Below are 14,557 nucleotides of genomic sequence, written 5' to 3' on the forward strand. Positions count from 1 at the left end.
GGGGTTTCGGGGGGTGGTGGCCGCCGCTCGGGACCGGGTGCTGGAGATGTTCGGGACGCGGCTGCACAGCGCGTACCTCTACGGGTCGATCCCCCGTGGCACCGCCCGTCCCGGCCGCAGTGACTTCGACCTGCTGGTGGTGCTGCGGGACGAGCCCACCGACGCGGACCGGGCGGAGGCAGGAGCCCTGGACGAGGCGCTGGGCCGGGAGTTCCCGCAGATCGACGGGGCGGGGACGCTGCTCGTCAGCCGGGCCAGGGTGCTCAGTGATCCGGAGCGCTACGACCTGGGGTGGTTCGTGGCCTGCCTGTGCACCCCGTTGCTGGGCCAGGACCTCGCCGAGGACCTCCCCCGGTACCGGCCGAATTCCCTACTCGCCCGCGAGACCAACGGCGACCTGGCGCGACTGCTGCCCCGCTGGCGGGAACGCGTCGCCGACGCGTCCACCCCCGAGGCCCGGCGCTCCCTCGTGCGCTCCTGCTCCCGCCGCCTCGTCCGGACCGGGTTCACCCTCGTCATGCCCCGCTGGAACGGCTGGACCAGCGACCTCCACGAGATGGCCGAGGCGTTCGGCGAGTACTACCCCGAGCGGGCCGACCGGATGAGAACGGCGGCGGCCGCCGCGTACGACCCGGACGCCGGCCCCGAGGGGCATGAGGCCCTGCTGCGGTCCTACGTCGACGACCTCGGGCCCTGGCTGGCCGAGGAGTACGCGCGCGTGCACGGCGTCAAAGCGCCCCGTCCGGAGGACGGGTGAGGCACTGGTCGAGGAACCGGGCGCGGAGCTGATGACCGACTGGTTCCGGCGGCTCGGTGCCGACCCCACGGGTTCCGGCGGCTCGGCCGACCCCACGGTCCCGGCGGCTCGGACGACCCCCCGGGGTCCCAGTGGCCTCGTCGGCCCTCCTGAGCCCCCTCAGCCCCTCAGCCCTGCTCTCTCACCCCCGAGGCCCTTTCGAGCCGCCTGAGGCCCCTCAGGGCCCTCAGGCGCCTGCCGCACCTCCGGTGGCATCCGGGCGGCCTCCGGCGCGCTTCCGGGCCGCAGCGGGCCGCTCATGCCGCCGGGAGGCCGTCCGGGGCCGCGCTCTCAGATCAGGCCATGATCGGTCAGGTACTCCATCTGCGCGCGCACCGAGAGTTCCGCGGCCGGCCAGAGGGAGCGGTCGACGTCGGCGTAGACGTGGGCGACCACCTCGCCGGGCGTGCCGTAGCCGTCCTCGACCGCCGTCTCGACCTGGGCCAGTCGGTGGGCGCGGTGGGCGAGGTAGTACTCGACGACCCCCTGGGCGTCGTCGAGGACGGGGCCGTGGCCGGGCAGGACGGTGTGGACACCGTCGTCCACCGTGAGGGACCTGAGGCGCCTCAGGGAGTCGAGGTAGTCGCCGAGACGGCCGTCGGGGTGGGCCACGACCGTCGTGCCGCGGCCGAGGACGGTGTCGCCCGTCAGGACGGCCCGGTCGGCCGGGAGGTGGAAGCAGAGGGAGTCGGCGGTGTGGCCGGGCGTGGGCACGACGCGGAGTTCCAGGCCGTCGACGCTCACCACGTCGCCCGCGCCGAGTCCCTCGTCGCCGAGCCTCAGGGCCGGGTCGAGGGCCCGTACGTTCGTCCGGGTCAGCTCGGCGAAGCGCGCGGCGCCCTCAGCGTGGTCGGGGTGGCCGTGCGTGAGCAGGGTCAGCGCGACGCGCTTGCCCGCCCTCTCCGCCGTCTCGACGACGCTGCGCAGGTGCCCGTCGTCCAGGGGGCCGGGGTCGATCACGACCGCCAGGTCGGAGTCGGGCTCGGAGACGATCCAGGTGTTGGTGCCGTCGAGGGTCATCGCGGACGCGTTCGGCGCGAGGACGTTCACCGCGCGCGTGGTGGCGGGCCCCGAGAAGACGCCGCCCCGCGGCTGTCCGGGGAGGGCTGCTGCGTCGGTCATGCGGGGCCTCCCCCTGACGGTATGCGCTTGGTGAACTCGTCATGGCCGGGCCAGGAGAGGATCACCTCGTCGTTCTCCAGACGGGCGCGGGCGAGCACCGGGGTCAGATCGCGGCCGGGTGCCGCGGCGAGCGCCCCGGCGGCGGTGTCGTACGCCGTGAGCTGGCGCAGGGTCGCGATGGTGGGCGGCATCATCAGCAGCTCGCCCTTGTCGTAGCCCTCGGCGGCCGCGCGGGGGCGGATCCACACCGTGCGGTCGGCCTCCGTGGAGGCGTTGCGGGTGCGCTGGCCCTGCGGGAGGGCCGCCACGAAGAACCAGGTGTCGTAGCGGCGGGCCTCGAACTCGGGGGTGATCCAGCGGGTCCAGGCGCCGAGCAGGTCCGAGCGCAGCACCAGGCCACGGCGGTCCAGGAACTCCGCGAAGGGCAGGTCCCGGGCGGCCACGGCGGCGCGGTCCGCCTCCCAGTCGTCCCCGGTGGTGTCCCCCACCACCGTGTCGGGGGTGGGGCCGGCGAGCAGGACACCGGCCTCCTCGTACGTCTCGCGGACGGCCGCGCAGACGATGGCCTGGGCGCCGGCCTCGTCGACACCGAGCCGGTCGGCCCACCACGCGCGCGTGGGGCCCGCCCAGCGGATCCGGTGGTCGTCGTCGCGCGGGTCGACCCCGCCGCCCGGATACGCGTACGCGCCCCCGGCGAAGGCCATGGAGGCGCGTCTGCGCAGCATGTGCACGACCGGGATGTCGGCCGTGTCCTTGAGCAGCATGACGGTGGCGGCCCGCCTGGGGGTCACCGGTGTCAGCGTGCCGGCCGCGAGCCGGCGGATGCGGTCCGGCCACTCGGGTGGGTACCACTGCCCGTTTGCCATGGGCGGAGGCTAACCCGTGACGGCCGGATGTTCGAGCGAGCCCCCGCGATCTTGTGGCTGCCGAGGGGGCCCGGGGGCGGTCACGCCGACGTGAGCTCCACCTGGATCTCCACCTCGACCGGTGCGTCCAGCGGCAGCACGGCCACACCGACCGCGCTGCGCGCGTGCACGCCCTTGTCGCCGAGGACGGCGCCGAGGAGCTCGCTCGCGCCGTTGAGCACGGCGGGCTGGCCGGTGAAGTCCGCGGCCGAGGCGACGAAGCCGACCACCTTCACGACGCGGGCCACACGGTCGAGGTCGCCCGCGACCGACTTCACGGCGGCGAGGGCATTCAGGGCGCAGGTGCGGGCGAGGTCCTTGGCCTCCTCGGGGGTGACCTCCGCGCCGACCTTGCCGGTGACGGGCAGCTTGCCGTCCACCATGGGGAGCTGGCCGGCGGTGTACACGTACACCCCGGACTGCACGGCCGGCTGGTACGCGGCGAGCGGCGGAACCACCTCGGGCAGGCTCAGCCCGAGTTCCGCGAGCTTGGCCTCGACGGCGCTCATGCCGACTTCTCGCGCTTCAGGTAGGCGACGAGCTGCTCGGGGTTGTTCGGTCCGGGCACGACCTGGACGAGCTCCCAGCCGTCCTCGCCCCAGGTGTCCAGGATCTGCTTCGTGGCATGGACGAGCAGCGGCACGGTCGCGTATTCCCACTTCTTGGTCATGCGGCCGACTTTAGCCCCTGGCCGGCACCGGTTCCGCCGCTGCCCCGGGGAGGTCCGGAGGGCCATGTGGGGCGGAGTTGTCCACAGCCTCCCGCGTATGCCGCGCGCGGACTGGTTAGGCTCGAATACGTGAGCAGGCTCCAGGTCGTCAGCGGCAAGGGCGGGACCGGAAAGACCACGGTCGCCGCCGCACTCGCGCTCGCCCTCGCGACCGAGGGGAAGCGCACCCTCCTGGTCGAGGTCGAGGGCAGACAGGGCATCGCACAGCTCTTCGAGACGGAAGCCCTTCCGTACGAGGAGCGGAAGATCGCGGTGGCTCCCGGGGGCGGGGAGGTGTACGCGCTGGCCATCGACCCCGAACTGGCCCTGCTGGACTACCTCCAGATGTTCTACAAGCTCGGCGGTGCGGGCCGGGCCCTGAAGAAGCTCGGCGCGATCGACTTCGCCACCACCATCGCGCCCGGCCTCAGGGACGTCCTCCTGACCGGCAAGGCGTGCGAGGCGGTGCGCCGCAAGGAGAAGAGCGGGCGGTACACCTACGACTACGTGGTGATGGACGCCCCGCCCACCGGCCGCATCACCCGCTTCCTGAACGTGAACGACGAGGTGGCGGGGCTCGCGAAGATCGGCCCGATACACAATCAGGCCCAGGCGGTCATGCGGGTGCTGAAGTCGCCGGAGACGGCGGTGCACCTGGTGACGCTGCTGGAGGAGATGCCCGTCCAGGAGACGGCCGACGGGATCGCCGAACTGCGGGCGGCGAAGCTGCCGGTGGGGCGGATCATCGTCAACATGGTGCGGCCCGAGCTGCTGGACTTCGACGAGCTGGAGCTGGCGCGCGCGGTGCCGCGTACGGCGGTCGCCAAGTCGCTGTCCACGGCCGGCCTCGGCGGCGCCCGGCGCGGCGGCAACGCCGAGCGTCTGGTGGAGCCGCTGCTCGCGCAGGCCGAGGAGTACGCCGAGCGGTACACGCTGGAACACGAGCAGCGGGGTGTCCTCGGCGAGCTGGGCCTGCCGCTGCACGAACTGCCGCTGCTCGCCGAGGGCATGGACCTGGCGGGACTGTACGAACTGGCCACGGAACTGCGTCAGCAAGGGATCTCATGACTTCGGACCCGGCCGCCGCCCCGCACGAATCGGCCCACGCCCCTGACGGACACCGGGCGATCAACTCGATCCGCCCCCTCGCGATCGACCCGCTGCTCGACGACCCCGCGACCCGCATCGTGGTGTGCTGCGGCGCGGGCGGCGTCGGCAAGACGACCACGGCGGCGGCCCTGGGGCTGCGGGCCGCGGAGCGCGGCCGGAAGGTGGTCGTGCTGACCATCGACCCGGCCCGGCGGCTTGCCCAGTCCATGGGCATCGACTCGCTGGACAACACCCCGCGCAGGGTGAAGGGCGTCGAGGACCGGCGAGAGGTCTCGCCCGACGGCTCGGCCGAGGACGATGGGCGACGGGCGGGCGGCGAACTGCACGCCATGATGCTCGACATGAAGCGTACGTTCGACGAGATCGTCGAGGCGCACGCGGACCCCGACCGGGCGTCGGCGATCCTGAGCAACCCCTTCTACCAGTCGCTCTCCGCCGGCTTCGCGGGCACGCAGGAGTACATGGCGATGGAGAAGCTGGGCCAGTTGCGGTCCCGCGACGAGTGGGACCTGATCATCGTCGACACCCCGCCGTCCCGTTCGGCGCTGGACTTCCTGGACGCCCCGAAGCGGCTGGGCTCGTTCCTGGACGGCAAGCTGATCCGGGTGCTGCTGGCGCCCGCGAAGGTCGGCGGGCGGGCCGGGATGAAGTTCCTGAACGTCGGCATGTCGATGATGACAGGCGCCCTGGGCAAGCTGCTCGGCGGTCAACTGCTCAAGGACGTACAGACGTTCGTGGCCGCGATGGACTCCATGTTCGGCGGTTTCCGTACCCGCGCGGACGCCACGTACAAGCTGCTCCAGGCGCCCGGTACGGCGTTCCTGGTGGTGGCCGCGCCGGAGCGGGACGCGTTGCGGGAGGCGGCGTACTTCGTGGAGCGGCTGGCCGCCGAGGACATGCCGCTGGCCGGTCTGGTGCTCAACCGTGTCCACGGCAGCGGCGCGGCCCAGCTGTCCGCCGAGCGCGCGCTCGCCGCCGCGGAAAATCTTGACGAGCCCCGCATTGTGGATCAGATGGACGGGAAAGCAGTTCGTAACTCTCCCGACACGTCCGGCAGTTCGGAATCTCCCGCATCCACCGGCGCCCAGGACGGCTCCCCCGCCCCGGACCGCGCCGTCGAGACGTTGACCGCGGGTCTGCTCAGGCTGCACGCCGAGCGGATGCGGTTGCTCTCCCGCGAGCGGCGCACGCGTGATCGCTTCACCGCGCTGCATCCCGAGGTGGCGGTGGCCGAAGTGGCCGCGTTGCCCGGCGATGTCCACGACCTGGCTGGCCTGCGGGACATCGGGGACCGACTCGCGACCGTACGGCCGGAACTGCCCACCACGGACGACTGACCCACGAACGATCACTCACCGACGAACGATCAGCGTCCCTACGGCTGAACGGTGTCTCGGGGCACCCGAGAGCCGGCACACCTGCCCGACGCGCCGACACCTCAAGGGCGCCCTGGACGGACGGGACCCGCAAGGGGTCTCGTCCTCTAGCTCACCGCCGCGTAGTTCTCGTACATCTCGTCATCGTCGAGCGGCAGAATGCCGGCGCCACGCTCGTACTCCGTGCGCGCGGTCTCGAGGAGACGGCGCCACGAGGTGACAGTCGGTCGCCTGCGCAGCAGTGCGCGGCGCTCGCGCTCCGTCATTCCTCCCCACACGCCGAATTCGACGCGGTTGTCCAGCGCGTCCGCCAGGCACTCCGTCCGCACCGGGCATCCGGTGCACACCGCCTTGGCCCTGTTCTGCGCTGCTCCTTGAACGAACAGTTCATCCGGATCGGTAGTGCGGCAGGCAGCCTGCGCACTCCAGTCGGTTACCCAGCCCATACCGGCGCCGTCCTCTCCCGAATCGAGGCTCCCCCACGGCGGCAGCGGCATATTCACCGCCGCCAGTTGAGGACGTTACGGAAGGAGGGCACAGCGCAACACCCCCTTCGGGCCCAATCTTGAATGGCCCGAACGGACTATGCGTAAGCGGCAGATCACCCGCGGGAGTGACCCGAGGGCATACGTGACTATCCCGACAGATCGGGACGGTTGACATACGCCACAACGGACACCGAATGACACACAAGGTGAATTCGGACGCAGCCCTGGAAAAAATTCGGAAGAACGTCGGAACGATTCGGGCTCGTCGGACGTACTTGATACAAGGGCCAACGGTTGTGACAGTTGAGAGCAGCTTAGGCCAAGGCCTATACGTGTGTCCGGCGAATGAGAACGTAGGCTGCCTCCATGCCAAACAAGCGCTCGGGCGGTGGTCTGTCCTCCACGCAGCAGGCCGCCAAGTTCCTCGGTGTCAGCGTGCTCGCGGGCGCCGTCATGGCGGGCATCGCGCTGCCCGCCGTCGGTGCCCTGGGGCTGGCCGCCAAGGGGTCGGTCGAGGGATTCGACGAGCTCCCGACCAACCTCAAGCAGCCCCCGCTGAGCCAGCGCACCACGATCCTGGACAGCAAGGGCGACCAGATCGCCAGCGTCTACTCCCGCGACCGTACGGTGGTCGATCTCAAGGAGATCTCGCCGTACATGCAGAAGGCGATCGTCGCCATCGAGGACGCGCGGTTCTACCAGCACGGCGCGATCGACCTGAAGGGCGTGCTGCGCGCGCTCAACCGGAACGCGCAGGACGGCGGCGTCACCCAGGGCGCGTCCACGCTGACGCAGCAGCTGGTGAAGAACGTGGCGGTGGAGGAGGCCGGGGACGACCCGACGAAGGTCGCCGAGGCCACTCAGCAGACCCTCGGCCGGAAGATCAACGAGCTGAAGAAGGCGATCCAGCTCGAGGAGGAGCTGGGCAAGAAGAAGATCCTCGAGAACTACCTCAACATCACGTTCTTCGGTCAGCAGGCCTACGGCGTCGAGGCGGCCTCCCGCCGCTACTTCTCCAAGTCGGCCAAGGACCTGGATGTCGACGAGGCCGCGCTCCTCGCCGGCATCGTGCAGTCACCGAGCCGCTACGACCCGGTGAACGACCCGCAGGAGGCCACCAAGCGGCGCAACATCGTGCTGCAGCGCATGGCCGAAGTGGGCGACATCTCCCAGTCGGAGGCCGACAAGGCCAAGAAGAAGCCGCTCGGCCTGGACGTCAGCAAGCCGAAGAACGGCTGCATCACGGCCGTCAAGGGCGCGGGCTTCTTCTGCGACTACGTCCGTGAGGTCTTCCTGAACGACCCGGTCTTCGGCAAGACGAAGAAGGACCGGGCCAAGACCTGGAACCAGGGCGGCCTCACGATCCGGACGACCATGGACCCGAAGGCCCAGAAGTCCACCCAGCGGTCGATCAAGAACCACGTCTACCAGAAGGACGAGGTGGCGACCGCGGCCACCGTCGTGGAGCCCGGCACCGGCAAGATCCTGGCGATGGGCCAGTCCCGGCCGTACGGCATGGACGTCAAGCAGAACGAGACGACGATAAATCTCTCGGTCGACAAGAGCATGGGCGGCGGCGCGGGCTACCAGCCCGGTTCGACGTTCAAGCCGATCGTGGCCGCGGCGGCCCTGGAGGGCGGCATGTCCCCGGGCAAGACGTACTCCGCGCCGTACGAGATGGATTACCCGAGCCCGATCTCGGTGTGCGGCGGCAAGAACTGGGTGAACACCGACGGCACGAAGCTCAGCAACGAGAACACGGCCGAGGTCGGCCCGTACTCGCTGCGGAAGGCGACCGCGCTCTCGGTCAACACCTACTTCGTCCAGATGATCGCGGACATCGGCATCTGCCCGGTGACGGAGATGGCCGGAAAGATGGGCGTCGACCGGGCCGACGGCGCGAAGATGGGCCAGAACCCGTCGATCGCGCTGGGCACCCAGGAGATGTCCCCGCTGACCATGGCCAACGCCTACGCGACGTTCGCCGCGCGCGGCATGTACTGCACGCCGATCGCCATCGAGTCGATCACCCAGCGCGTCGGCGAGAAGTCGAAGTCTCTGGAGGTCCCGAAGTCGACGTGCTCCCGCGCGATGTCGGAGAACACCGCCGACACCATCAACACCCTGCTGAAGGGCGTGGTCGAGGACGGTACGGGTACGGAGGCGGGTCTTGGCCCGAGCCGCCCGAGCGCCGGTAAGACCGGTACGACGGACGGCCGTTACGCGGCCTGGTTCGTGGGCTACACCCCGAACATGGCGGGCGCGGTCTGGGTCGGCGACCCGGCCCACAAGCGCCGCATGGTGAACATCACCATCGGCGGTGTCGGCCACGACAAGGTCTTCGGTGGCAGGGTCCCGGGCCCGATCTGGCGCGACATGATGGCCGGCGCGCTGGCCGGCGAGCCCGCCCCCGGCTTCACCACCGTCCCGCTCCCCGAGGACCGTCCGCGCGATCGCGACCGCGACGACGACAACAAGGGGAACGGCAACGGAAACGGCGGTGGGAACGGAGGCGGAGGGGACGACGGCTTCATCGGCGGCACCGACGGCGGTACGTTCCCGACCCCCGAGTTCACCATCCCCGAGGGCTGGATCCAGGGCCAGACGAACGGCGGGAACAGGGGCAACGGGAACGGCGGCGGAGGGTTCGGCGGCTGACTTCCTCCACCGGGGCCGACGGGCCCGGGCACCTGTGGATACGGCGGTGGGGCGCCCCTTCTGGGAAGGGGCGCCCCACCGCCGTACGGCTGGCGTGACCGCAGGCTCCGTCGCTCGGAGGAACAGGCGCGCCGGGCTCGGACAGCCCGGTGCCTGGAGCTCCGAAGGGCTCAACGTTGGAGGCCTGCAGGGCTGAGACCGGGCTCGGAGACACAGCCACTCGGCGGCCGGAGGCCCCGAAGGGCCAGAGGCTGGGGCGAGGGCTGGGGCTGAGGCGAGGGCCGGGCTCAAAGGCCCAACCGCTCGAGCGGCTCTGGCGGCTCTAGCGGCTCGAGCGCTCCTGCTCAGCCCGCGAGCTGCTGCTTGACGATCGCGGCGACGCGGCCGCCCTCGGCGAGACCGGCCACCTTCGGGTTGACGATCTTCATGACCTGACCCATCGCGCGAGGGCCCTCGGCACCGGCCGCCTTCGCCTCCTCGACGGCCTGGACGACGATCTGCTTCAGCTCCTCGTCGGAGAGCTGCTTGGGCAGGTACTCGGCGAGGAGCTCGCCCTCCGCCTTCTCCCGCTCCGCCGACTCGGCGCGACCACCCTGGGCGAACGCGTCCGCGGCTTCGCGGCGCTTCTTGGCCTCCTTGGTGATCACCTTGAGGACCTCGTCGTCGGAGAGCTCGCGCTTCTCCTTACCGGCGACCTCCTCCTTGGTGATCGCGGCGAGCGTCAGCCGGAGCGTCGAGGAGCGGAGCTCGTCGCGCTCCTTGATCGCGGCGTTGAGGTCTTCCTGCAGCTTCGACTTGAGCGTGGTCATGCGGTTGATTGTCGCAGGTGTGGTGCGGGAGGCGCGCCTTGATTTCGCTGGTGTGCGCGGAACGGGGACGGTTCGGCAGGGCGGGGCCGGAGTCGGTTGTCCACAGGCCCAGTTGGCGACCGGTGATGCCGCGGCACGGTTGTCCACAGGCTGCGCGGCGTCTCGCCGGGGTCTGACACGATGGACGCATGCGAGCGCGTTACGGAGTACCTCTGGGGATCGCGGCGGCCGGGGCCGCCGGTGTGTTGTACGCGGCGGGTTTCGAGGCCCGTTCGTTCCGGCTGCGGCGGGTGACGGTGCCGGTGCTGCCACCGGGCATGCGACCGCTGCGCATACTCCAGGTCTCCGACATCCACATGGTGAGCGGACAGCGCAAGAAGCAGCGCTGGCTGCGTTCCCTGGCGGGGCTGCGCCCCGACTTCGTGATCAACACGGGGGACAACCTGTCGGACACCGAGGGCGTGCCGGAGGTGCTGGACGCGCTGGGCCCGCTGATGGAGTTCCCGGGCGCGTACGTCTTCGGGTCGAACGACTACTACGGCCCCAAGCTGCGCAACCCCGCGCGGTACCTGATAGAGAAGGCGCGGGGCCGCCACGGCCTGAACGGCAACAAGCCGGTGGTCGGCGCGATCCACAACCCGTGGGAGGACCTGCGGGACGGCTTCGACGGCGCGGGCTGGCTCAACCTCACGAACACCCGCGGCACTCTGAAGATCGAGGGCATGTCGGTGGAGCTCACCGGCCTGGACGACCCGCACATCAAGCGGGACCGCTACGACCGGGTCGCCGGCGGCCCCTCCGAGTCGGCCGACCTCTCCCTCGGCGTGGTCCACGCACCGTACCTGCGGTCGCTGGACGCGTTCACCGCCGACGGCTACCCCTTGATCCTTGCGGGCCACACCCACGGCGGACAGCTGTGCATCCCCTTCTACGGGGCGCTCGTCACCAACTGCGACCTCGACACGGACCGCGTCAAGGGCCTCTCCACACACACGGTGGGCGACCACACGGCGTACATGCACGTCTCAGCGGGCTGCGGCACCAACCGCTACACCCCGGTCCGCTTCGCCTGCCCTCCGGAGGCGTCGCTGCTCACGTTGGTGGAGAGGGACGCGTAGGGCGGGTTCGGCGGGGCGGGAAGCGGGTCGGCCGGTGATCGCAGGGGGGAGGGAGAGCGTGGGGCGGCGCGCTTGGCCGACGATCGGCCGTCGGGCCGTCGGCCGGTAAAGAGGGAGCGCGCAGCCGACCACTGCCCACTGACCACCGCCGCTTGGCCTCCGCCCTCTGGCCTCTGGGCTCTGAACCTCTGGGCTCTGGCCACCCATACGGGTCGCCCGAATCGCCCGGTATGTCGGTGCGGCCTAGCGTGAGCGCATGACCGCACCGATACCCAGGGACATCCCAGACCTGCCCGCGATCTCGGGCATCCCCGCACCGGTGACGTCCATCGTGCCCGCGACGGCAGTGGTGGCACCGACGCGACGCCCGCTGGCAGCAGCGTTCCGCGCCGTGGTGGCGCTGGCTGCGGCCGTGACCGTGCTGATCGAGATGGTCGCGGGCAGCCCTCTGCGCGTCCTCAGCCATTTCTCGGTCCAGTGCACGGTGCTGGTGGCGCTGGTCTTCGCCGCGTCGTCCCGCCGCGCGTGGGCCGCGCGCCGCCCGCTGCCGCCGCTGGTGACGGGGGGCACGGTCCTGTATGTCATGGTCTCGGCCCTGGTCTACCACCTGGTCCTGATGAGGGACGCGACGCCCTTCTCGATGACGATGACGTCGACGGGGGCTCCGGTGACACCGACGGGGTGGCACGCCGCGACGAACCTGGCGTTCCACACGGTGATCCCGGCGGCGGTGGTGGCGGACTGGCTGTTCCTGACCCGCCCGGCGGCCCTGCGGCTGGGCCACACCGTGGTCTGGACGCTCTACCCGATGGCGTTCCTGGCGTTCACGCTGGGCCGCGCGGCTCTGCTGACCCCCGACTGGCCGGCGCCGTACCTCTACCCGTTCCTGGATGTCGACCGGCACGGCTACAAGAGCGTCCTCGGAAACGCCCTGCTCATGGGCCTCGCCCTCTTCGCCCTCACCCTCGTCCTGGTCGCCGTCGACCACCTCCGCCCCGACCTCGTCCGCCCCCGCCGAGGCCGCCCAGGCCGCCATGACCGTCGCCCCGAAAACCGGATTTCGCCTCCAGCCCCCGGTGGGCTAAAGTAAACGACGTCGCCGCGACAAGCAGCGACAATCGGGGTGTAGCGCAGCTTGGCAGCGCGCTTCGTTCGGGACGAAGAGGTCGTGGGTTCAAATCCCGCCACCCCGACAGCTGAATAGCAGGTCAGAGGGCCCTTACCGACTCGGTAAGGGCCCTCTGACATTGCTGCGTGTCTAACTGCGTGACTATCGATTCCTGAGTGCGTGCTGAGTGACTACGGCTGCTGCCGCGCGGCTCCGAAAATGCCGTCCATGACGACAGCGCCAGTCTGGATCACGGGCCGGATCTGCTTACGGTAGACCTCCTCGGTGACAGCCGTCCCGGAGTGCCCGACGAGCCGCGAGATCTCTTCCAGCGGGACGCCCCGGTCTGAGAGCAGTGACACGAAGCTGTGCCGAAGCTCCCGAGGCGTCCACTCGTCGGCGTTGAGCCCGTCGATGCCCTTGAGCGCTTGGCGGAAGGCGCGGCGGACGTTCGCCGCGTCGAGGGGCTTGCCGACGGCCGAGGAGAAGACGAGTCCGTGCTCCTCCCACTTCTCGTCAGCGGCGAGCCGATCCCAGCCCTGATCTTCGAATTGCTGCCAGAGGGCTTCGACGCAGCGCGCCGGCAGGGCGAGGGTGCGCCGGGACTTCCGGGTCTTGGTGTCCCCGGTCCGCCGGACCGAGCGCCACACGGCGATGTGGGGAGGCTGCGGCGGGTCGAGGTCGGGGCGGCCTTTCAGGAAGACGTGATCCCAGGTGAGGGCTCGAAGTTCCTCGGTGCGGGCACCGGTCAGCAGGGCGAGGACGATGTACGCGTGCATCGAGGTCCCCTCGGCGCCCTTGAGCACGGCCTCAGCCTGAGCGAACGTGAGCGCCTTGGAGGGGCGCCCTGTCTGCCCCTGGGGGACCGAGCACAGCTCTACGACGTTGCGCTTCACCTTGTCCCGCGCCATGGCCCGCTTGACCGCCCGGTTCAGGCATGAGTGGAGCGACTGGAGGGTGCGTGTGCTGAGCGTCTTCGCCTTGGTGGCGAGCCAGCGGTCTACGTCTTCCGCGCTCAGGTCGCGGAGCTTGCGGGCCCCGAGCGACGGGATTACGTGCTTCTGACTCAGGAGCGTGCAGGTCTCGACCGTGCTGGGGTCGACGTCCACCAGGCCGTACGTGAGCCAGTCCGTCACGGCGTCCCTGACCGTGTAGTTGGTGGGTGCGATCGCGAGACCGTCTTCGTGGTCGCGTAGTACCTCCTTGAGCTTGTTCTTCGCCTCGGTCTTGGTCTTGCCACTCCCCCGCTTGACGATCCGCTTGCCGCTCGGATCGAAGCCGAGATTCGCCGTAGCGATCCACCGTTGCCGCTTCTCGTCCCAGTGCAGGCCGCCGTCACCACGGCTTCGACGCTTGGACATCAGGCCGCACGCTCCATCTGTCCCTCGATGAAGTCGCCCAGGGCAGAGGCAGGGATGCGCCGACACCGACCGATGGTCACCGAGGGAAGCCGCCGCGTACGGATGAGGTCGTACACCTTGGATCGCCCGAGTCTCAGACGGGCCATCACCTCGGCAACGGTGAGGAGTTCGTCATCACGCATGGTCGGGATCTCCTTGTCCGTCGAGGGAGGTGGGGCGCAAAGAGGCGAAGAGGGCTTCCGCATCGGTGAGGCCAGTGCCGGCGAAGCGCCAGTGCGAGAGGACGAGCACGGTGTCCGGGGCGGGCAGGGGGTGGCCTGCTTCGGCGGCGCGGGCGCGGGTGAGTGCTTCGTTGTGGTCGGCGCGTTCCTGGCGGAGTGCGCCGAGGGTGACGGAGTAGGCGCGGGATTTGGTGGAGAAGTGGCCGCGGAAGCCGAGCATGTGGGCCCACTTGCGCAGGCGCAGGTCTTCGAGTTCGGGGCGGGCGCCGAGGTGCCAGCAGGTGAGGATCAGTTGTCGGGCGTGGTCGGTGACTTGGGCGCCGATGAGGTCGGTGATCGGGTTGCGGATGGGTCGGTCGAGGGTGCCGGCGGTTTCGGCGCCCTTGGTGGCGTACTTGGCGATGTAGGCGGCGACGGCGCGGCTGGAGAGCTCCGAGGTGCCCGCGAAGTCGGCTGAGCGGATGGGGCGGATGTCGAGCTGTTTGCCGAAGCGGAAGGTATGGGGGCGTCCGTCGAGGACGGGGCCGGGGGTCTCGGCGAGGCGGGCCGCCGTGCGGATGGCGTCGGTGAGGAGTTCGGTTGTGGCCCAGGGCGGTGGGGTGTCCTCGGCGCCTTCCGGGCCGTCGAGGCGGATGACTGCGTGGAAGTGGACTGCGCCGCGCCGCTGGTACTCGGCGACCTTGGCGTAGGAGACCTTGACGCTGTGGCGCAGTGCCGTGCGGGTGATGCCCGCGCGGGAGGCGAGCTGTTGGCGCAGGTAGGTGGTGAAGCGGGCC

The 14,557-nt window shown here is 70.4% G+C and carries 15 protein-coding genes and 1 tRNA gene; 7 read left to right on the top strand and 9 right to left on the bottom strand.

The genetic code is table 11. The features are described 5' to 3' along the window. Nucleotides 1–757, top strand: a 757-nt coding sequence (locus AOK15_RS27145; protein WP_055521002.1) for a nucleotidyltransferase domain-containing protein, incomplete at its 5' end; no start/stop codon positions are given. Between the two features lie 330 nt (nt 758–1,087). Here the strand turns inward: AOK15_RS27145 and AOK15_RS27150 are convergent. The 4 genes from AOK15_RS27150 to AOK15_RS44260 form a co-directional block, all read right to left on the bottom strand. After that, complete coding sequence (locus AOK15_RS27150; protein ID WP_055520992.1) at nt 1,088–1,918, bottom strand: MBL fold metallo-hydrolase; 831 nt, start codon at nt 1,916–1,918, stop codon at nt 1,088–1,090. Next, nucleotides 1,915–2,784, bottom strand: coding sequence for an NUDIX hydrolase (locus tag AOK15_RS27155; RefSeq protein WP_055520993.1), 870 nt, complete (start codon nt 2,782–2,784; stop codon nt 1,915–1,917). The genes AOK15_RS27150 and AOK15_RS27155 overlap by 4 nt, the downstream gene beginning before the upstream one ends. 80 nt (nt 2,785–2,864) lie before the next feature. Beyond that, nucleotides 2,865–3,332 (bottom strand): RidA family protein, encoded by a 468-nt coding sequence (locus tag AOK15_RS27160; RefSeq protein WP_055520994.1) that lies wholly within the window; start codon nt 3,330–3,332, stop codon nt 2,865–2,867. Continuing rightward, nucleotides 3,329–3,493, bottom strand: coding sequence for a Sp36 family protein (locus AOK15_RS44260; RefSeq protein ID WP_099966959.1), 165 nt, complete (start codon nt 3,491–3,493; stop codon nt 3,329–3,331). The genes AOK15_RS27160 and AOK15_RS44260 overlap by 4 nt, the downstream gene beginning before the upstream one ends. Before the next feature lie 129 nt (nt 3,494–3,622). Here AOK15_RS44260 and bagA point away from each other — a divergent pair, with 129 nt between their 5' ends. Together bagA and bagB are read left to right on the top strand one after the other, a co-directional pair. Next, nucleotides 3,623–4,600: an ATPase BagA gene (gene bagA / locus AOK15_RS27165; RefSeq protein WP_055520995.1), complete on the top strand. Its 978-nt coding sequence runs from the start codon at nt 3,623–3,625 to the stop codon at nt 4,598–4,600. After that, nucleotides 4,597–5,979: an ATPase BagB gene (gene bagB, locus AOK15_RS27170; RefSeq protein ID WP_055520996.1), complete on the top strand. Its 1,383-nt coding sequence runs from the start codon at nt 4,597–4,599 to the stop codon at nt 5,977–5,979. The genes bagA and bagB overlap by 4 nt, the downstream gene beginning before the upstream one ends. A gap of 146 nt (nt 5,980–6,125) precedes the next feature. Here the strand turns inward: bagB and wblA are convergent, their stop codons facing one another. Next, on the bottom strand, nt 6,126–6,464 hold the full coding sequence (gene wblA / locus AOK15_RS27175; RefSeq protein ID WP_033524587.1) for a transcriptional regulator WblA: 339 nt from the start codon (nt 6,462–6,464) through the stop codon (nt 6,126–6,128). 408 nt (nt 6,465–6,872) lie between these two features. Between wblA and AOK15_RS27180 the strand changes: the two genes are divergently transcribed. Then, nucleotides 6,873–9,164, top strand: a complete 2,292-nt coding sequence (locus tag AOK15_RS27180; protein ID WP_205632235.1) for a transglycosylase domain-containing protein — start codon at nt 6,873–6,875, stop codon at nt 9,162–9,164. Between the two features lie 344 nt (nt 9,165–9,508). On the opposite strand, the gene AOK15_RS27185 is transcribed toward AOK15_RS27180, so the two are convergent. Next, nucleotides 9,509–9,973: a GatB/YqeY domain-containing protein gene (locus AOK15_RS27185; protein WP_055520997.1), complete on the bottom strand. Its 465-nt coding sequence runs from the start codon at nt 9,971–9,973 to the stop codon at nt 9,509–9,511. A 188-nt stretch (nt 9,974–10,161) separates the two neighbouring features. Between AOK15_RS27185 and AOK15_RS27190 the strand changes: the two genes are divergently transcribed. The 3 genes from AOK15_RS27190 to AOK15_RS27200 all read left to right on the top strand — a co-directional run bounded on the left by AOK15_RS27190 (nt 10,162) and on the right by AOK15_RS27200 (nt 12,284). Next, nucleotides 10,162–11,091: a metallophosphoesterase gene (locus AOK15_RS27190; RefSeq protein ID WP_055520998.1), complete on the top strand. Its 930-nt coding sequence runs from the start codon at nt 10,162–10,164 to the stop codon at nt 11,089–11,091. 256 nt (nt 11,092–11,347) lie between these two features. Next, nucleotides 11,348–12,181 carry a Pr6Pr family membrane protein gene (locus AOK15_RS27195; RefSeq protein ID WP_055520999.1) on the top strand — a complete coding sequence of 278 codons (834 nt, stop codon included), beginning with the start codon at nt 11,348–11,350 and terminating at the stop codon, nt 12,179–12,181. A gap of 29 nt (nt 12,182–12,210) precedes the next feature. Then, nucleotides 12,211–12,284: transfer RNA gene (locus tag AOK15_RS27200), tRNA-Pro, on the top strand. A 106-nt stretch (nt 12,285–12,390) separates the two neighbouring features. Here the strand turns inward: AOK15_RS27200 and AOK15_RS27205 are convergent. The 3 genes from AOK15_RS27205 to AOK15_RS27215 all read right to left on the bottom strand — a co-directional run. Beyond that, entirely contained in the window at nt 12,391–13,560 is a 1,170-nt protein-coding gene (locus AOK15_RS27205) for a site-specific integrase (RefSeq protein ID WP_055521000.1), read from the bottom strand. Continuing rightward, on the bottom strand, nt 13,560–13,742 hold the full coding sequence (locus tag AOK15_RS27210; RefSeq protein WP_055521001.1) for a helix-turn-helix domain-containing protein: 183 nt from the start codon (nt 13,740–13,742) through the stop codon (nt 13,560–13,562). Before AOK15_RS27210 ends, AOK15_RS27205 begins: the two co-directional genes overlap by 1 nt. Then, nucleotides 13,735–14,557, bottom strand: an 823-nt coding sequence (locus AOK15_RS27215) for a replication initiator (RefSeq protein WP_338059927.1), incomplete at its 5' end; no start/stop codon positions are given. The genes AOK15_RS27210 and AOK15_RS27215, both read right to left, overlap by 8 nt.

It is taken from the genome of Streptomyces ossamyceticus (assembly GCF_001418475.1).
In the GTDB taxonomy this organism is placed as follows: domain Bacteria; phylum Actinomycetota; class Actinomycetes; order Streptomycetales; family Streptomycetaceae; genus Streptomyces; species Streptomyces ossamyceticus.